Consider the following 19472-nt stretch of genomic DNA (forward strand, 5'->3'; position numbering starts at 1 on the left):
ACTTTTACTTCTTTTTTCTCAATGAAGCGCTGCGGATGATTAGGTTAAATGATTACCTCAGATCATATTTGCCCTGATACGCCTTCTTCGATAACAGCTTAAGTTTATCTTCACTTAGCGTATAAATATCCATACCATTACCTGCCTCACCCAATGACCAGCCCAGTGCAAGCTCGTTATGGCCATCTTCATCAACATCAAAGAATCCGGCATAATCTAGACCATACCCAAACCCCTCAACCTCGGAAATCTTCTGCCAAGCTTCATTTTCCTGCCTCAACAACATTGCTTTTATAGTGTATCCTTTGTTTTTACTGTACTCATACACAACTACGGCTTCGTCGATTCCGTCTCCATCCATATCGCCAAAGGAGATGGCATTATCTTCTTGTCCCTTCATCGGAGTTATCAATTGAGCTTTGTCTGGAAGCCACTTAATAAATTCCTGGCTCGTTTTGTCTCGCTGCAGATTTGCTTCTGATGATGGAGGTTTAATCAGCTCTCCGGGTGTCGCCGGGACTCCGCATCCTCCGAGCAAAAATAAAGTTGTCAACAGGGTACCTATTTTTATGAATTTGCTCGGCATTTGGATCATCGACTCCTCGCTTGTCCGCATATATAGTATTTTATCTGTGAAAGAGATGAAAGTGGTTATGAAATAGTTAAATTTGAATTCTTATTCTATCGGTAAGTCAAATTGGACAATCGTTCCTTTGCCTAAAGTGCTGCTTATTCGCAGCTCTCCATGATGCAATTTAATGATCTGTTCCGAGATGGATAATCCCAAGCCGCTGCCCGAAGCCTGTTGATCCCCTTTGTAGAATTTTTGCCGCACATTCTCTAAATCCGTCTCAGCGATGCCTGAGCCTGTATCCTCTACAGAAATCACGACTTTCCCTGGAACCGTATGAGCGGTGATAAAGATTCGACCTGATGAACCAGTAAATTTGAGTGAATTATCAATGAGATTAATCATGACTTGCTTCACACGATTCTCGTCAGCTTGAATCACTGGCAGATGTTCTTCTATTTTTACATCTAGTGAGATGCCTTGTCGGGTCGCTCTAGGGGTAAGTTGTCTGCCGATATGCTGCAGTAGTTCTGTTAGATCCACAGATGTGAAGTGAACGGCGATTCTTCCGTTATCCAACTTGGAGAAATCCAACAATTCATCCACCATATTAGTTAACCTGTCACTTTCGGATTCAATAATATCAAGCCCATCATAAAACAGAGGTTGATTACTCACCTCACTCGCCTTTAAGGTAATTGCCCAACCTTTGATCGAGGTCAAGGGTGTTCGCAGTTCATGGGATACGGAAGCGATAAAATCATTCTTAAGCTGTTCACTCTTGGAGATTCGACTTGCCATCATATTTAACGTATCCGCCAATGAACCCAGCTCATCTTGATAGCGCTTATGCACTCTGATGCTGAAATCACCTTCGGTCATCTGGTCTGCTGCCTGCTTCAAATCTTTAATGGATCTGGTTATGGTCCAAGACAGTAATAATCCAAGTAAGGTGACAATGCCAATGACGATGATCCCCACCCCGATCAGTAAAACCGTAATCTGTTTAACTGTATGTATAGTTTCCGTTAAGGACGTGATAAATCTGACTCCCCCCACGATGTTTCCATTCGCTTGTAAAGGATAGGATACCGCGTAAATCGCTTCCTCTGTGTTAGGGTCCGCACCTTTCCAACTGCCGGGCTGCCCTTTTATTGCTGCTTGCACATCTATGTACTCAGTCATAGTAAGATCGCCTTGAAGTCCATTTGAATCCTGCAACAGCCGGCCTTCAACATTAATAATCTGTACCTGTGCATCGGAATGACTCGCAAAACCCTTCAGTAACCTATCCGATTGTTCCTCCAGATCCTGGTCCCCAAAGTATTGCTGAAAAAAAGAAGCCGATAGCTCTGCTTGATTCATCAGGGTTTCCTCAATGTTATGAAAATAATAATATCGCACAGATACATTAAGAATGATTTCAAGAATGAGCACAGTAAGACAGATGACTACAAAATAGCTTCCTACTAATCTTTTCTGAATCCCCATTCTTCAACCATCCTTTCTAAAGCGGTATCCGAGCCCCCATACCGTCTCAATCCAAAGCGGATTAGAAGGATCAACCTCAATTTTCTCTCTTAACTTACGCACATGAACATCTACCGTCTTAGGATCTCCAATATAATCCTCTCCCCAGACAAGATTCATTAATTCATTCCTAGAGAGTGCTGTATCCGGATGCTCCAGAAAGGTCTTCATCATCTGAAATTCCTTCGGAGTTAATTCAATGCTGTCATCCTGCTTAAACATCTTGTTTGCATTCAGATCCAGCCGAATCGGTCCAGCTTGAAGTATCGTTTTTTGCGGCTTGAGAGCTGATTCTGTACGGCGCAAAATCGCTTTAATACGTGCTACCAATTCTAATGGATTAAAAGGTTTAACAATGTAATCGTCAGCACCCATTTCAAGGCCATTGATTTTGTCCATATCCTGTCCACGAGCGGTTAAGAAAATGATGATGACCCCAGCGTCTTTCTCTCTTAGCTTTCGGCATATTTCGAACCCATTAGAATCAGGCAACATGATATCCAGAACCAGAACATCTGGACGGCTCACCTCAAAGCTCTGCAAGGCTTCTTCTCCACAAGCAGCTTCACTAACCACAAACCCGTTATTCGTTAAATTTATAGATATAAAACGTCTAATATTATCGTCATCTTCCACAATAAGCACATGATTGCGATCAATAGTATCCACGATCTCCACCCCTATTACCCAGAGTCTAAACAAGTAAAAAACAAAAAAACTCTCCCGGTAAAGAGAGAGTCTTGTCTCAGATCCCTATAATTAAATCACAAGTGGATATTACTCTAAATCGCTATAGTTGTCAAAATCTAATCCAGATACACAGCCTTGCCGGTCTGCGCCGATTCATAAATAGCTTCCAATATTTGCGAAACAACAAAAGCCTGTTCAGGAGTTACAACCGGGTCCTTATCCTGTTCAATCGCTTCAATCCACTTTCTTAATTCTATATCCGGAGCACTTTCAGCTTTTCCTTCATAATAGGCAACGCCGCCTGCCCCAAGCTCAATTTTATTAGTGTACAGCTTGCTGAATTTCTCACCGTTAATTCTAAGTCCGTCCTTCATATCTGCGCCTGCTTCCGTCCCACTTAAGCTGCATTTCGCTTCATTTACGTCTAGTGAATTCAGAGCCCAGCTCGCTTCCAGCATGATTGTTGCGCCATTCTCCATTACGACCATTCCAAAGGCTGAGTCCTCCACGGTGAACTTTTTAGGGTCCCACGGTCCCCATGCGTTGGCGGCTTCTTCTTTTTGTGAAAGTTCATGATATTTAGTGCCCAGCACGACTTTAGGTTTATAGTTATCCATCATCCAAAGGGTTAGGTCCAGCGCATGAGTTCCGATATCGATAAGCGGACCGCCGCCTTGTTTCTCTTCATCAAGAAATACTCCCCAGGTCGGTACGGCTCTCCGTCTGATGGCATGTGCTTTTGCAAAATAGATATGACCAAGCTCTCCGGACTCACAGGCTTTTTTCAAATATAAGCTGTCTTCTCTATATCGGTTGTCATATCCAATGGTCAGCTTCTTGCCTGTACGTTTCGCTGCTTCAACCATTCGTTTGGCATCTGCCGCTGTCTTAGCCATTGGTTTTTCGCACATCACATGTTTTCCGGCTTCTAGTGCAGCGATTGATATTTCCGCATGGACATCATTAGGCGTAAGCACATGAATAATATCAATGGATTGATCTTTTAATAGTTCAGTGTAATCCGTATAGACAGTAGCTTTATTATTTCCGTATTTCTCCGCTGCTTCTTCAGCACGTTCTTTAATAATGTCACAAAAAGCCACGATCTCAACCTTACTTTGTCTGCTCAAGCTTGGAAGATGTTTGCCATTCGCAATACCACCACATCCAATAATCCCTACACGAAAAACCTTACTCATATCCTTCACCCTCACCTCTAATGGATTTGTTTGCTGTTTCGATAAGTTGCCGGTGTCATGCCTAACCGCTTGCGGAAGACAATATGCAAATAGGTAGCATTGGTAAACCCTTCCGACTGTGCGATTTGTTCTATCGGATAATTGCTTTCTTCAAGCTTGCGGCAGACCGCTTGCAATCGGATGTCCTCAAGCGCCCTACTGAATGATTGTTCTGCATTTACTTGCTTAAACACCCGCTGCAGCTGCCTTGAACTAATATTCAGCTTTTCCGCAACATTTTCTAAGGTAACCGTTCCTGAATAATTCGCTTCCATATATTGCATTGCGTATTGATACCGGTAAGTCAGCATATCTCTAACCGGCGCCTCCGTGCGGATCCCGCCTGAATCATACGCTCTAACGGCCTTTAATAAAATACTAATCACGAGATGCTTAATTGAAGTATAATATCCGGTCAACTTCCCATCGCATGCTTCGTATGCTTCTCGAAAACACTTCATAGCCCCGTGATAATCTTGTGCTGGGACCAAGGGTAAACACTTCAGCTTCTCCACACAGGTCTCAGCTTCCGCAACCTCCCAAAGATCAGCATCATCTCGGATCCTCTTCTTGATGTCAACATGCAGGCATAGCTCTTCCATGGATTCATCTGCAGCTGCCTCTTGACGATGCATAACACCTGGTCCGGTTAGATAGAACATTCCCTCTGACAGAGGATACTTTTGATCCCCAAGAATGACTTCTCCCTTCCCGCGCGGAATGAAATGAAACTCAAATTCAGAATGATTATGGAACTCGACTACTCTGCCCGGTGGAAAAGATGTCAAATGAAATCTAAACACTGTAATCTCGTAATGTCCCCATAGAATCGTGATATCCAATCTTTCAAGCATGTCCTGCTTCTCAAACATCATCTCATAGGGAAAGCTGCTCAACGTTAAGTCCTCCCAATCGGAATTACACAGCCTTCTTTAGCCGAGCGGTTCGCCGCCTCCATTAATCTGGTAAGCTCAACTGCCATTTCAACATTGTGAGTGGCGAGTGTATTATTTTGAATATGATCAACCCATTGATGGAAGGCGCTTTCACGATTGCTTTGCAGGGCTACTTCTTTCCAGCCTTCTTCTTTATCCGTGGATTTGTTCGTTCTAAGAAGAAGCTTATTCTCTGGTGTTCCGTAAAGCAGCGTTCCTTCAGTTCCATGCACCTCGATAGTAAACGGCGAATGACTATTCACGAAACCAGCCTCCACCACACCAATTGCTCCTGAATCCGCAAATAATGTCACTACAGCATTATCTTCCACTTCTTTACCGGTTACATACCCAAAATTAGCACTAACCCCAGTCACATCTTGATCTAAGAAAAGCTTCGCCAAATACATGGGATGACAGCCAAGATCAATCAAAGCTCCGCCTCCACATTGCTCCAAGCTAAAGAAATGATCAGGAAGCCAGCTTTCCGTTGCTCCGTTATGGGATAAGCGAACTCTAACGTAAGTAATCTTGCCGAGCAGTTCCTGACTTAGAATCTCTTGAATAGTTAATGTATAGCCGTCATTTAAACGAGGCAAGGAGACCGTTAGCTTCACTTTGTTCTCGTTAACTTCTGCGATAATTGCGTTAACTTCTTTTAACGTTGGGGCAATAACTTTTTCTGTGAAAATATGTTTGCCCGCCTTGGCCGCAGCCACGATTACGTCTCTATGCATATTCGTTGGTGCATCCACGATAACGGCATCTATATCCTCTTGCGCAAGCAGATCATCCAGTGATTCAAAAAAAGGAATATTCAAGCTTTCCGCAGCTTTGTTCCCACGCTCTACGTTTTCGTCCCAAACTGCAGCTAATACGGTATCTTCATGCTCCTGAGCTTGCTTGGTATAATCCCATGCATGCACATGCCAATAGCTGAGCTTACCAATTCTAATGGTCATTTACTTGTGCCTCCCGTATATATGTTATTCTGACATCTGCTATAAAAATAACACATAATAAACAGCTTTTTTAGTAGGAAAATGCGACAAAACATATATAATATTACGACACATAAAATCCGGAGTGAAATACGATCCCTAAAAAAAGAAACCCTTGCTATAAAAGCTAAAGGTTTCTTTATACTTGGCTTAATGGGTTAGTGGCTTATTATATCCTTTGTCATCAAAGGGCTGCAATTTCTCGAACCACTTCTTTTTCAATAGTTTAAGCTCCCAGCGCACGTCGGTTACGTCTTCTGACTCCTTCTGCTCTAACACCTCATAGCTGAAGGCTTCTGCTCCAAGTTCCTTCCAGTCCTTTTGCAGCTCTGCATTCGCAAATCTGCCCATATCTAATTGCATCTGTATAGTCATCCATTTATTCTTCAGGTTGGGATAGCTGTCAACGAATATTTTCCCGCTTCTTTTGTTTGTAATTTGAATAGCACCCATGTACGTCTTGAGCTGCTTATATTGCTCCTGAAGTTCTTTACGTTTACTTTTGTCCATTATAATTTATGATTCTCCTTTCACAGGCCATTCTGCTAAATTTCAGTACCCCATTTCTTTCAATAAACGGGACAATACCGAAAGCCGTTCTCCGATCATTTCACCATCATCACTAAGCGCCTGAGCGAACAGCTTAATATCATTATCAATCATGGGATTGTCTGCACATACAGATACACTCATTGCATCTCCCTGCAGTCCAATACGATCAATCATAGGGCTCTCGGGATCATACATTTTCGGAAAACGATAGGCCTCTTGAAAATACAAACTACTTCTGCAAATCAAAATTGCCAGGTCAAGCACACGGTGCATTGGCAGCTCTTCGGACTGTCTCGACCATTTGTCCCCTGTATGTCTCCATACCTTTGCTGAGATGTCGACCTTTCCTCTATCGTTCCATTGTGCTAATCCAAGGGACAGACCTTTTGCATCTGTGTCCCCGGCGTAGCGGCCATCAACCTGCTCGTAATTTTCTGACACGACTACAGGTTTATGTTTTAGAGTTGTTGGAATTTTCATGTTAGTCACTCTCCATTTTATGATTTACTAATTTACTCATTTACTAAATTACTAATTTACTAAATCTAAGATTCATATTACCCGGCAAAAGATCATCTGTCAAACGACATTATACCCGTTTTATCCAACAAAACAAAAAATCCCTCTGCGCGCAGCAAAGGGACTGTTATTTTCATGTAAAATATATCTCTAGCTTAAATGATCATTCACATTACAAAACCAAACCATATGGACAGAATCAGGTCCCCAATAGTCTTCTACTACTTTATAAGGCTGCCCAAATTTACGTTGCCACCTGACCTGTGCACGTTTATAACCGCTGTCCAGACAAAACTGCTCTACCCCTTGCTTTTTTAGAAATATCATCATTTCCTTAATTAAGGCTGAACCCACACCTTGGCCCTGATAACTTGGCATAATGTATAGACTGCCCAATTCCCCTATTTCATCTAACTGATGATCCGTGCAGGTTTGAATATCTTCGCCACAAGGTCCAAAGGAAATCGTACCGACAACCTGCTCTTCTATTTTTGCAAGAAGGAAGTAAGGCTCTCCGGTCGTAGTATCCAGTGAAGTCATCACCATTTGCTTTTTATGATCTATTTCACTTTGGATATCGTCTTGTAAATGATCAAGCCCTTCTTTTTCAAAGGCATCTTGGATTGAAGTTTCAAAAACAGAGCATGTGGATTCAAAATCAGCTGGAGAAAGCGTGCTTATGGTCAATTGATTACTCTTATTCATTGATTCGGACACCTCTTCTATTCCCGGCCGGAATTCTTAAAAATCCTGCAATAATATACTATCAGCATTCAGACTGAAAGGTTTATATTCATAGAACTACTTTACTGGAGGTCATCATGAATATATTGTCCTTTCTGATCTATTGCGTTGTCGCTACATTTACACCCGGTCCTACCAATATTGTTATTCTTTCTTCCGTGCAGCATTCCGGGGCTAAAAAATCAATGGGGTATGTATACGGATCCACGCTGGCTTTTGGCTTATTACTTATCCTTTCTACTCTGCTGAACCGTATTCTAGTAGAAATCATCCCAAATATCCTGATCATTATGCAAATCATTGGGAGTTTATATATGCTCTACCTTGCTTATAAAATCTTTAAAATGGGTTCAATGGAAGACCAGCCTGACCCCAATGCCAATTTCCGCTCAGGCGTGCTTATGCAGCTTGTGAATCCTAAAGTGCTAGTATTTACACTAACGGTTATTCCCAACTACGTAATGCCATTCTATACCTCTTCGCTTGCCTTGTTTATATTTGTTATAATTATAACTGTGATCGGATTTTTTGCATTTACGACATGGGTTGTATTTGGGACAATCTTCAGAACATTTATGAAAAATCATCAAAAAGTTCTAAATACCGTGATGGCACTGTTTTTAGTATACTCGGCCATTATGATATCGGGAATCCTATAAAGTCGCGGAGGTTAAGAACGTGGAGAAATTTAACTATAAAAAGTCAGCAGAGATCCTGTCCTTATCCGCCAGCCTTACTGATTTCACCTATAAAAAACATTGCCATGAGGAATATGCACTCGGTGTGACCCTTCGTGGCATTCAGCAATATAATCTTGACGGTAGTTTGCAATCCTCTCATAAAAATGGCGTAATGTTGTTTAATCCAGAACAAACGCATGATGGCAATGCGTATGATAAAGGTGGCATTGATTATGTCATGCTTTATATTAAGCCAACCCTAATGTTAGAGATATTAAGAAAAAAAGAACTCCGCTTCGCCACTCCTATCTTATACGATGACAAATTGGCGCAGTGCATATTAGCCCTAAACCATGCCATCCAGAATGGCAAAGAGGAGTCTTTGTGCAGTGAACTGTTATTCACTCTGGTTCATTTAGTATCCAATACTGAAATAGTTACTGATCGCAGAACGAATAATAAATTTCTCAAAAAAGCAAAGGAAATGATGTACTGCAGTTTAGACCATGTGCTGAAGCTGGACGATCTCTGCACAGAGTTTGGTCTATCCAAATATCAGTTTATTCGCGAGTTTAAGACACATACAGGAATATCACCCTATCAATTTTTCTTAAATTGCAAGGTAGAGCGTGCCAAGCAGTCCATAGAGAGAACCAAGGATATCTATGCAGCTGTTGTAGATTGCGGATTTGTGGATCTAACTCATCTGAACAGGCATTTTAAAAGCGTGTTCGGAATAACCGCACATGAATACCGGTCACAGCTGTAAGATCTGCCCTCCCACCATTGTCCAGAGCACTTTGAATTCATCATCCAAGAGAACCAGGTCAGCATCCAAGCCAGAGGTGATCGTCCCCTTTTGTTGAAGTTCAAGAATATTGGCCGGTGTAGTTGAAGCCATTTGCACGGCATCTGTGAGCGAAATTCCAGTTTCGACAGTATAACGTAAGGCTTCATTCATGGTAACTGTACTGGAGGCCAGCGTGCCATCTTCCAATCGCGCTATGCCACCAGATACCGTAACCTGATGTCCTCCAAATATATAATTTCCATCCCCTAACCCCATTGCCTGTAAGGCATCTGTGATCAAGACCATTCCTTCCGGTCCTTTCATGGTATGCATCAAGCGGATAATTGCAGGATGCAGATGGACATTATCCACAATAGCTTGCAGGCTCACATGCTTCTCTTCGAAAGCGGCAACCACAATCCCCGGATCTCGATGATGGATCGGCCGCATGCCATTAAAACAATGCGTAACATGACTTGCCCCAGCGGCAAAAGCTTGTTTGGCTTCCTCATATGTGGCATCCGAATGAGCAATCGCTATCACCACTCCCTGTTCTTTCAAAAAGGAAAGAAGCTCCATGCCTCCCGGCAGCTCGGGAGCAATCGTAACCATTTTTATGAGTGATCCAGCTTCTTGGAAAATGAGCTTCATTTCCTCTAAGTTAGGATGCCGCAGATACTTTTCATTTTGCATTCCTTTTCTCTTGGGGTTTAGATAAGGTCCCTCTAAGTGAATGCCTGCGATCTTTGCTCCCACTTCATACCCAATGACACGTTTGACACTACGAATCATCTCTAAAAGATCCTCCATCGTAGAACTCACAGAGGTAGCCAGAAATGAGGTGCAACCAGAAGCTGCACAAGCCTTCGATACTTCTTGAATACTCTCTTCAGTACCGTCCATCATATCAAACCCGTTAGCGCCATGAATATGCACATCTATCATTCCGGGCACTAACAAATGCCCTCCGCCATCAATCCGTTCATACTCACCCTCTGGGATAGAAATATCTCCTGAGTCTATCCTCATCACCTTTCCTTCAGAAATCCATACATTGGCCGCTGAAACTATACTATTCTGAAGCACTACTTGTACATTTTGCAAAATATAAGTCATAAACATTCTCCTCCAGTCGTTATCACTCTTGATTTCGAACCTCTTCAACTTCATCTAAGCACTCAATAACTGTGATGTTCTTCTGATCTAGAACTTCTCTGATCTCGATTGGAAGCTCTCGATTTGTAACTAAAATATCAACGAAATCAAAGTCTAGCCGATAAAAGGATTTAGCATTAAATTTGGTGTGATCCGCTACTAAAATCACTTGATCAGATCTTCGAGCCATTTCTCTTTTTACCCGCGCATCTTCTTCATAAGGATAATAGAGTCCATCAGCACAGATCGCCGATGCTCCAATAAAGGCTTTATCCGCACGAATTTCACTAAGTTTATCGATAATGGAAGAACCATATAACAAGCGGTTTTTCACATTCAAGTAACCACCAAGTACATAAATTAGCAGATCCTCGCGATGGGATAAAATCCCTACATTATCTATCGAGTGCGTGACAACCGTAATATCCTGCGCACTAATTTGTTCTGCAACAAACTGTACAGTGGTCGATACATCTAAAATCACAGTCTCACGATCTTGGATAAGCCCGGCCGCGATCTTCCCTATTCTCTGCTTACTCTCGGATTCATCGATCAAACGATCTTGATAAGATAATAATTCTTTTTGCAATTCAGGTAACGCTAGACCGCCATGCGTCCGAACAACGACGCCCTCTTGTACTAACCTAACAATATCCCGTCGGGCAGTATCTCTTGAGACTTCAAATTGCGTACAGATATCTTGAACACTCATCGATTGGTGTTGTTTCAAATATTCGAGTATTTTTAATAATCGTTCCTCTTGATACATAATGAAATTCACCTCCTAAAGTCATCATAAGTCATTTTATAAGTATTTACAAGCATTTATAAGTTAATAATTAAGTATATATAAGTATTAATGCGTAAAAAAAGACGAAAGCCAGATGCATGTGCATCCGCTAACGCCTTTAAAATGTCTATTCTTTAGGATTCACTTCACAATGTCACTTCACATCGCGGTTCCAGCTCTTCTGTATCTTTCGAATATAAACAATTTGGCCCACATGATAAGCATTATGTGTTGTTACATTTCCGAGAACTTCCCACCATTTACTGTCTGGAAATCCTTGAACATCAGCTTCCAATTGTTCTTTCTTAATCAATTACTGCCAGTGTAAAAGAACCTCTAAAAGTTGTTTTTGCAGCGCTTCGAACGTTTTCCCTTCTGCAACGACAAAGGTATTATTATTACTATCCACTGGAGGAACCGCCTGAACACTGGCTTCTTTATACCTTGTTTGCCAAGTTTCATTCCAGTAAAGCAGATGCTGCACAATCTCAGCAATACTATTGCTTTCTTCCGTTACCTTCCAAAAAGCTTCTTCTTCACTTAAGTCTTTAACCGCCACTTCAAAGGGCACATACCAACTCGGATCATTCGCATTGGCCAGCAACTGGTTGGCTAGAACATCATAAGCATGAAACATTCTTCCTTCCCCCATTTTCTAGATAAATTATATGCAAATCAAGTACCGCAGAATGTACGATATGGACATGCGGATTCCTCAGGAAGTGCCGAGTATTCCTCTTGTTCAGAGGAGTAGGCGTATGGGTTAGTCAAAGCTTGAAGTAACCTCTCCATCACATCGTAATCTTCCCGCTCTACCGCAGCCTCAAGCGCTTCTTCTACACGATGGTTCCGCGGAATAATCGCAGGATTGCTGCTATGCATCAGCTTCTGTGAAGAGGATTGTGCTTCCTGCTGCCTGCTAAGCCGCGCCTGCCATAGCTCATTCCATTGCTTAAATTCAGGGGTGCCAAACAGATCAGCATCTTCCGTTACGCCTAAAGTTAAGGACCGAAATGTATTAGTGTAGTCAGCCCGATATTTTTGCATCAGTTCAAGGAGGGTATCAATCAGAGCAACATCCTCTAACTCTTCGTTAAAGATTCCCAGCTTCGCTCTCATTCCCGTTAGCCAATATTGATAGGACCGCTCCGAAAAATCTGAAATTGCCTCCTCAGCCAGCTTAATCGCCTGTGCCTGATCGTCAGCCAGCAATGGCAAGAGAGTCTCGGCAAATCTGGCGAGATTCCATGCGCCAATCCCGGGCTGATTGTGGTAAGCATAACGACCCTGCTGGTCTATGGAACTAAATACTGTCTCAGGATTATACACATCCATGAAGGCACATGGACCATAATCAATCGTTTCTCCGCTAAGGGCCATATTATCAGTATTCATCACTCCGTGAATAAAACCTACAAGCTGCCATTTAGCAATTAGCGCTGCTTGACGTTCCATTACTTCCCGAAGCAGAACAAGATATGGATTATCTTCCACAGGAGCTTCTGGATAATGTCTTTGCAACGTGTAATCAGCCAGAATACGCAGATCCTCCACAGTCCCCCATGCAGCAACATATTGGAAGGTTCCAACACGCAAATGACTGGCAGCAATCCGGGTCAGAACCGCCCCCGGCTGTTCCGTTTCCCGAATTAGCGGCTCCCCTGTAGCTACCACCGCCAAGCTGCGAGTCGTAGGAATCCCGAGCCCATACATCGCTTCACTGATGATATATTCGCGTAACATCGGTCCAAGCGCTGCCCGGCCATCGCCACCACGAGAATATGGGGTTCTTCCCGCACCCTTCAATTGAATATCTACACGATCACCTTGAGGGGTGATCTGTTCGCCCAGCAGCACTGCTCGACCGTCTCCCAACATGGTAAAATGTCCGAATTGATGTCCAGCATAAGCTTGCGCAAGCGACAGGGTACCTTCAGGAACTTCGTTGCCGGCAAGAATCCCAAGACCCTCCTTACTCTGTAGTGCTGTGCTATTCAGCCCAAGAGTAGCAGCCAATGGTTCATTAAAAATAATCAGTTCCGGTTTACGCACAGGCGTTGGCTTAATCCTTGTAAACATTGATTCCGGCAGTTGAGTATAACTGTTCGCAAAATTCCAGCCTATATCTATTTTCTCTGTCATATTATCTCCTTTTTATACCCTCAGTCTCTATGCCTTTATTAACTCAGAATAAGTTATGTTAAAATTTAATGCAAATCTTCTCGCAGACCTATGTTTTTGCCGAAGTGTTACAAAGACCGCCCGGCTTCCTGCCATTTTATGCAGGGAACCGGGCGGTCTTAATTATGATGTTCTATCTTGTTTTCAACTTATTTGGAAGCTAATTCGCTCCGCCTTTGGAGAGCATAATATTGAGAATGGTCTTGTCAGTATCCGCCAGCCCTTCCTGAACCAAACGCTCCATGTTGCGGATGGTATCTTCCACTTCTTCGAAAATCACACCATCCTTGGTTGTAGGAGCAATGTTGTTCATAGCCAGAGTGGCTGCCTGGATCGCCGTATTGGTGGAGGTGGAAATCTTCAGCGCACAGGTAGAATTCGCACCGTCACAGATCATGCCTGACAAAGAAGCTATCGTATTCTGTATCCCATGCTTGATCTGCTCAAGACTGCCGCCCATGAGATAAATGATCCCGCTATTTGCTCCTACTCCCCCTGCAATCCCTGAACCACATAATGGGGACAAACGCCCGATATAATGTTTGATGTGCACAGTGACCAGATTGCTCAGTGCAAGCGCCCGAGCTAGCATTTCTTCATCTTTGTCCAACAATTCCGCCAGAGCTATAACGGGAAGCGTACAGGCGATGCCTTGATTGCCACTGCCCGCAGTTGTCATCACAGGCATTGCACTGCCATCCATTCGAGCATCTGAAGCCGCTGCGGTAGCCGCGATAATTCTGTTCGCTACATCATTGCCGAACAGATTCACCGCAGATTGCTGATTCATTTTCTTACCTACTTGCAAGCCATAATCGCCTCGCAATCCCTCATCAGAGATCGCTTTGTTCATCCGCGCCCCTTCCAAGAGAAAGCTAAGGTCTGAAAAAGGAGCGGTACAGATAAACTCGAATATCTGGTCAACTGAGCCCGCATACTCTTCCGTGTCGGAAAGACCAGGCTTGCCACAGTCGGCTTTTGAATTCCGGGGTGTTATTTTCTCCCCGTCCAGAGCCAAATATTCTATATGTGTGTGCTCTCTGGCAATAATGGCAGTCGCCGTATGGTTCTGCGTAAACAATTGGGCTTCAATATATAATTTCTCAGGAGTGTCCTTTATCTCCACTTTTAGCAGCTTTCTATCCAGCAGGTCATTTGCCATCTTCAACTCAGCCTGCGTCAGACCTGACAGAATTTCCAGCTCCTTGTGAGAACGGCCGACCACCGCTCCAAGGGCTGCTGCGATGGGCAGGCCTGTCTGACCTGTCCCGGGAATGCCCACTCCCATTGCATTTTTGATAATATTACCGCTGAGATGCAGCTGAATCCCCGTAATTTCTTCCTCGAGAAGCTCTGCCGCCAAGGAGACGGCATACGCAACTGCAATCGGCTCCGTACAGCCTTCTGCCGGCACGACTTCCTTGTGTAAAATTTCCAATAAGTTGCTCATGTATGCATTTCCCCCTTTTCTCTCGCTGTTGGACTTATTTATATATAGTAACTCAGAGAGAAGTTTCAGGGAATCCTTTTTCTTAGGAATCACTCCTGCATCCCCCTAATATAGTGTAGGAAAGAAAGGCGGGATGTACGTGAGTAAGAGGGATGAGCAAGAGCAAAGGGCGATCTTTCTAGCTGCAGTCTGCGGGCAAACCTATACACAATTTTCAAATATAGATGGAGTTTTCGTCATTCCATTAGATTATCAGCTATGTCATCCCATTGAAGCACAATCCTTCAATAATGTATGGGAACGTTTCGGCTTTATTTTGGAGTCTCCACAAGAGATTATTATTGCCTTTCGGGGAACCAGTACGACGACCAATTGGATATCCAACGTCCTCGCTTCACAGGAACGGTTCAAATATCTTAAAGAAGACTCTCTCACCCATCGTGGCTTCACCAACATTTATTCTTCAGCTCGGGACGGCATCTTCTCTGCGCTCTCCAAGCTATCTCCTGACAAGACCTTATACATTACGGGCCACAGCCTCGGTGGAGCGCTCGCCACCTTATGTACCTTAGATATTGCGGCAAATACCTCTTACACCTCACCTAACCTATATACTTATGGTTCCCCACGGGTAGGTGATCCGGACTTCGTTAATATTTTCAAACAATATGTGCGGAAGAGTTACCGGTATGCCAATCTTTTTGATGTTGTAACCTACGCACCTCCACATGTCTATAAGCTCCCCAAACGGGAAAAAAAGTATTATTACAATCATGTCCATACTTTTAACTCACTGTCTTTCCAGAATGGATCTACAAGTGGTAATCACGTAATCAGCAGCTATTTCGCCGAGCTCTCCAAGCTCCAACCGGAATTCGCTCAAGAATTATGTATAACGAACCCTGGATTCTGTTCACTCGTGGCTACGAAAGCAGAAGTATAATGTGAACACAAAAAGAAGGTGCCCAACAAGCCATATGCTGGCTGCCGGAACACCTCTTTTCTTCGTATGATTCGAAACCATCAGCAGTCACAAAGTCACTAACGGACCCCATCGACTCTAACAGCAGTATATTTCCACTTTAAGAATTCCATCGGACCCCATGGCCACTATTGGCATAAAAACCCGTAATATAAGTCACTTTCTAACGAATAGCTGCACTGGAGTCCGAAACGCTGCCCAAAAGGCGATTATTTAGCAATTAACATCATCTGGGTCCGATACCGGTACGAATGAAACTAGATCAGAATATAAAATAAACTAATACCACACCTAGGACTAACAGAATAAGTGAAACTATGTGCTGTTTCGTATGTTTTAGAAATTTCCAGTCGATAAACGACTGAAATCCTATTGCTACTATTATAACTACAATCCAAAACCACTTCATAACCGTACCCTCTGGGCCATCGGCAATTATTATCACAATCCCCGTAATTAATCCCACAAGTGCAAGTATAAGCTTCCCTTTTATATTAAGCTCATAACCGTCCTCAGGAAGTTTTTCTTTATCCGGGCCAACAATCCATATCCTTAGAAATAGGTTAGAAAAAGCAAGGATTATAAGTATAAGTCCAATTTTCACTTTCGTTCACCTCCACTCTTATATAGAATTCATTCGTATTTATTTCTGATCATTAGTTCTTTGATTTCTCTTAACTCATTTAATATTTCTTTTGATAGTTGTGTACTTCTAGAGTTATCGATGCCTACTTTAATCACGAATATTCCAAGCAACAAATAGATGATTAGCATTACGATGATCCCCAATTCACGTTCACTCCTCTTATTTTTGTATATTTCATTAAAGATATAGTTAGCATTAGATTAATATTATTCCCATGATACCATAATTAGGATATCTAATTAACACTCAGGAGCTTGCCGTTGGCTTGACAAATGATCAGTATATTCGATAAAATATACTATATCTTGATAATCAAGATAATTGATAGGCGAGATTTTTTCTATGCGGGAACGCGATTAATCTTAACTGAAAAGAGGGAACACAATGGCAGTACTTATTCTATACGCTACAAAATCTGGAGCAACAGAACAATGTGCAAAAGTATTATCAGAAGAGCTACCTCAGAGCAAAATTTGCAATATCGAACTAGAAAAGCCAGATATCGAGGCATTTGATAGCATTATTTTAGGAGCAGGAGTAAGAGATGAAAAAATATATAAAGCCATTCGTGACTTTATCAAAAAAAATAAAGATGAGTTACTGACTAAGAAGATGGGCTACTACATTTGCAACGAGAAACCTAAGAAAACCGAAGAATTAATAGAGAAAAATTTCCCTGATGATCTGAAAGAAGCTGCGATTTGTATTGAATCTTTTGGAGGTTATAAGGCCTATAAGGCTCCAAAGGAAGGTACTGATCAGCTAAAAGGGATTTTGGTAGATAAAATAAGAGAATTCTCACAAAATTTCAAATAAAAAATCCTGTTACCAAGACGAAAATCTTGATAACAGGATTCTTTTTTTATATACGTTTATTGCGCCTTGAGGGTCACTTCAAACTTCGCACCGACATCACCAACAAATACAATTTTGCCGTTGTTAGGAAGTTTGACTTGTTTAAGACCGCTAATGGTGAAGTAATTCACACATACACCATTCTCATCATAGACGGCAAAGGAACTTTTGGTTGGCAGCTCTACTGTCATTATCTTACCTGTTGCCGTTTCAGGAACTCCATACCATCTAGCATATCCATCTGATTGGATAGTTACCATAGATTGCGGGCCTGCATAAATAGGTTTAACCGCATCTTGATGTATAAACAATTGATTGCCAATCTTTAAATACTCCACGCCATTTTTCTCTTCAAAAATAAGATCCGCAAGATCGCGTCCAGCGATGGTTGGGATTTGCACGGTCATTTCTGCTTTATTAGGCCCAGTTATTTTATTCGAGCCCATATAACCAGGTGCGTCAGGGAACATAGCGATTCCAGCTACCGGCATACTCATGTAATATTGTGAGCTGTACTTCTCGCTGACATCAAAATACAATTTCCCTTGGCGCTGCTGCCATGCAGTAGTGACCTCTTGAGATAGGGCATTAGGTTCAAGCTTCTCAGCTGCATATTGGGTAACGGCAGTTTCACCAAGTCCTGGAATCACCCCATACCCTTGACTCCAAAGATAGATACGGCCATTGCTCTCCTTCACAAAGCTAACTTTACTTGTACCCTCTGCATCTAAGAATTCACCGTTCGAATTATAGGAAAATTTCTGCGCCGGCATTGTAGGAGCTATAATTGAAGATATACTCAATTCCCCAGCTTTACTAACCTCTATCTTCATTAGTTGCGTAGAATCACCATAGACACCCGCATAGTTTAACAATTCTTGCGGCATATCTTCTTTGTTCGAAGTTTTAAATGTTGGTGTAGCTTTCAGTTCCTTAATAGCTCCCTTTTCCTGTAAAGCGCTGAGTAAAATTTCGTTGGCAAGCATCTGGTCCGTTGTACTTGATCCGCCAGAAGATATTACTGCTGCTGCCATCCGCTGCTCGGGCAGTACAACTAATGAGGTATGATACAGACCTGTATCTCCACCCTTTGTCAAAGCCTTGATTTCGTACTGATTAAATGGATATAAGTTCACACTGTCCCAGCCTAATCCATAAGCTAACGAATTATCGGCTCCTTTAGGCCATATTCCACGCTTATATTCCTCTTGTTCCATCGCTTTTACAGACTTTTCTGACAAAATGCCAGTCGATTGGCCTGTAAAAATAGTTGCAAAACGCACCAAATCCTCAGCAGTGGAATAGATACCACCTGTTCCAATCACGTTAATGGTTTCTTTGGGTAAAGCTGCTGAGTAGGTAGCATTATAGACACTAGCCAGCTGAGAAGAAGCTACAGAATCTACAGGCGTTTTCGTATGTTCAAGCCCTAGAGGTTCTGTGAAATTTTGATGAATGAATGTGGTAAAGTCCGTGCCACTGACCTTTTCAACAATCAACTCAGCCAACGTAAATCCATCATTACAATATACTGAGTAGGCGCCTGGATCGGCCTTCAGACGTTGTGTTGACAAAGTCTCTAGCAAACTATCTTTTGCAATAGGATCGGAATCATTAAATAAGAAAGAATTGGATAAGTTCGAGCCAGCAAGACCTGATGAATGATTCAACAGCATCCGTACAGTGATTTGCTTATAACGAGAATCTTCCATCGTAAAATTATTCAAATAAGATACGACTGAACCGTCCAAATCTACTTTTCCTTGCTCAACAAGCTTCATAATAGAAGCTGTTGTATACATTTTACTCGTCGAGCCAATACCATACATCGTTGTGACGCTTGGTGCTGTCTTACTCTCCACATGGCTAAATCCAGATTGACCGCTCACAACGATATTATCGCCATCAATAAGAGCATATTGGAGACTAGTCGTCCCCAGCTTCTCCGTTAAGAACGCCGCCTTCTCTGCTGCCACTTTCTGAGTGTTCACATACGTTTGCCCTTTGCTGCTATCCGCTGCTAAAACACTAGTAGGGACATACACCAATAGAAGCAATGCAACTAATAAGGATGCCAAATTTTTCTTCATACATAACCTCCCGATATGAAATCGTCATCCTTTAAAGGATAATTTATCCATGGAGTAATGTAAAGGAAGTTTA

At 42.5% G+C, this 19472-nt stretch carries 19 protein-coding genes and 1 pseudogene; 4 read left to right on the forward strand and 16 right to left on the reverse strand.

The window, feature by feature from the left end; translation table 11 throughout:
• Positions 1-52: 52 nt before the first annotated feature.
• The 9 genes from MHI15_RS02600 to MHI15_RS02640 all read right to left on the reverse strand — a co-directional run bounded on the left by MHI15_RS02600 (position 53) and on the right by MHI15_RS02640 (position 7741).
• Positions 53-586, reverse strand: a complete 534-nt coding sequence (locus MHI15_RS02600; RefSeq protein ID WP_076182931.1) for a hypothetical protein — start codon at positions 584-586, stop codon at positions 53-55.
• 90 nt (positions 587-676) lie between these two features.
• Entirely contained in the window at positions 677-2062 is a 1386-nt protein-coding gene (locus MHI15_RS02605) for a sensor histidine kinase (RefSeq protein WP_076281550.1), read from the reverse strand.
• A 3-nt stretch (positions 2063-2065) separates the two neighbouring features.
• Complete coding sequence (locus MHI15_RS02610) at positions 2066-2770, reverse strand: response regulator transcription factor (protein ID WP_076127275.1); 705 nt, start codon at positions 2768-2770, stop codon at positions 2066-2068.
• A 137-nt stretch (positions 2771-2907) separates the two neighbouring features.
• The gene (locus tag MHI15_RS02615) at positions 2908-3990 is read right to left on the reverse strand and encodes a Gfo/Idh/MocA family protein (RefSeq protein WP_341164104.1); all 1083 of its coding nucleotides are present in this window, start codon (positions 3988-3990) and stop codon (positions 2908-2910) included.
• A gap of 17 nt (positions 3991-4007) precedes the next feature.
• Positions 4008-4925, reverse strand: a complete 918-nt coding sequence (locus MHI15_RS02620) for an AraC family transcriptional regulator (protein ID WP_248548564.1) — start codon at positions 4923-4925, stop codon at positions 4008-4010.
• A 2-nt stretch (positions 4926-4927) separates the two neighbouring features.
• Complete coding sequence (locus MHI15_RS02625) at positions 4928-5926, reverse strand: Gfo/Idh/MocA family protein (protein WP_076281549.1); 999 nt, start codon at positions 5924-5926, stop codon at positions 4928-4930.
• A 189-nt stretch (positions 5927-6115) separates the two neighbouring features.
• On the reverse strand, positions 6116-6475 hold the full coding sequence (locus MHI15_RS02630; RefSeq protein WP_038572157.1) for a GIY-YIG nuclease family protein: 360 nt from the start codon (positions 6473-6475) through the stop codon (positions 6116-6118).
• Between the two features lie 42 nt (positions 6476-6517).
• Positions 6518-6997: a DUF6530 family protein gene (locus MHI15_RS02635; RefSeq protein WP_038572158.1), complete on the reverse strand. Its 480-nt coding sequence runs from the start codon at positions 6995-6997 to the stop codon at positions 6518-6520.
• 189 nt (positions 6998-7186) lie between these two features.
• On the reverse strand, positions 7187-7741 hold the full coding sequence (locus MHI15_RS02640) for a GNAT family N-acetyltransferase (RefSeq protein WP_076307665.1): 555 nt from the start codon (positions 7739-7741) through the stop codon (positions 7187-7189).
• 116 nt (positions 7742-7857) lie between these two features.
• Between MHI15_RS02640 and MHI15_RS02645 the strand changes: the two genes are divergently transcribed.
• On the forward strand, positions 7858-8439 hold the full coding sequence (locus MHI15_RS02645) for a LysE family translocator (protein ID WP_076278710.1): 582 nt from the start codon (positions 7858-7860) through the stop codon (positions 8437-8439).
• Between the two features lie 19 nt (positions 8440-8458).
• Entirely contained in the window at positions 8459-9229 is a 771-nt protein-coding gene (locus tag MHI15_RS02650) for an AraC family transcriptional regulator (protein WP_076127284.1), read from the forward strand.
• Here MHI15_RS02650 and nagA read toward each other — a convergent pair.
• The 5 genes and pseudogenes from nagA to MHI15_RS02675 form a co-directional block, all read right to left on the reverse strand.
• Complete coding sequence (gene nagA, locus MHI15_RS02655; protein WP_076127285.1) at positions 9218-10366, reverse strand: N-acetylglucosamine-6-phosphate deacetylase; 1149 nt, start codon at positions 10364-10366, stop codon at positions 9218-9220. The genes MHI15_RS02650 and nagA overlap by 12 nt on opposite strands.
• A gap of 22 nt (positions 10367-10388) precedes the next feature.
• Positions 10389-11174 carry a DeoR/GlpR family DNA-binding transcription regulator gene (locus MHI15_RS02660; RefSeq protein ID WP_076218423.1) on the reverse strand — a complete coding sequence of 262 codons (786 nt, stop codon included), beginning with the start codon at positions 11172-11174 and terminating at the stop codon, positions 10389-10391.
• Positions 11175-11349: 175 nt separating this feature from the next.
• Positions 11350-11832: pseudogene (locus tag MHI15_RS02665) on the reverse strand (DinB family protein).
• Between the two features lie 38 nt (positions 11833-11870).
• Positions 11871-13337, reverse strand: a complete 1467-nt coding sequence (locus MHI15_RS02670) for a protein adenylyltransferase SelO (protein ID WP_341164105.1) — start codon at positions 13335-13337, stop codon at positions 11871-11873.
• A gap of 199 nt (positions 13338-13536) precedes the next feature.
• On the reverse strand, positions 13537-14826 hold the full coding sequence (locus MHI15_RS02675; protein ID WP_076218429.1) for an L-cysteine desulfidase family protein: 1290 nt from the start codon (positions 14824-14826) through the stop codon (positions 13537-13539).
• Between the two features lie 133 nt (positions 14827-14959).
• Here MHI15_RS02675 and MHI15_RS02680 point away from each other — a divergent pair, with 133 nt between their 5' ends.
• The gene (locus MHI15_RS02680; protein ID WP_341164106.1) at positions 14960-15769 is read left to right on the forward strand and encodes a lipase family protein; all 810 of its coding nucleotides are present in this window, start codon (positions 14960-14962) and stop codon (positions 15767-15769) included.
• Between the two features lie 301 nt (positions 15770-16070).
• On the opposite strand, the gene MHI15_RS02685 is transcribed toward MHI15_RS02680, so the two are convergent.
• A complete protein-coding gene (locus MHI15_RS02685) occupies positions 16071-16412 on the reverse strand; it encodes a DUF4181 domain-containing protein (RefSeq protein WP_076127294.1) in 342 nt (113 codons plus the stop codon).
• 426 nt (positions 16413-16838) lie between these two features.
• Here MHI15_RS02685 and MHI15_RS02690 point away from each other — a divergent pair, with 426 nt between their 5' ends.
• A complete protein-coding gene (locus MHI15_RS02690) occupies positions 16839-17270 on the forward strand; it encodes a flavodoxin domain-containing protein (RefSeq protein ID WP_076182970.1) in 432 nt (143 codons plus the stop codon).
• Positions 17271-17326: 56 nt separating this feature from the next.
• On the opposite strand, the gene MHI15_RS02695 is transcribed toward MHI15_RS02690, so the two are convergent.
• Positions 17327-19399 (reverse strand): serine hydrolase domain-containing protein, encoded by a 2073-nt coding sequence (locus MHI15_RS02695; RefSeq protein ID WP_340396912.1) that lies wholly within the window; start codon positions 19397-19399, stop codon positions 17327-17329.
• Between the last annotated feature and the right edge of the window lie 73 nt (positions 19400-19472).

This window comes from Paenibacillus sp. FSL H7-0918, assembly GCF_038007025.1.
GTDB classification, from domain to species: domain Bacteria; phylum Bacillota; class Bacilli; order Paenibacillales; family Paenibacillaceae; genus Paenibacillus_AQ; species Paenibacillus_AQ odorifer.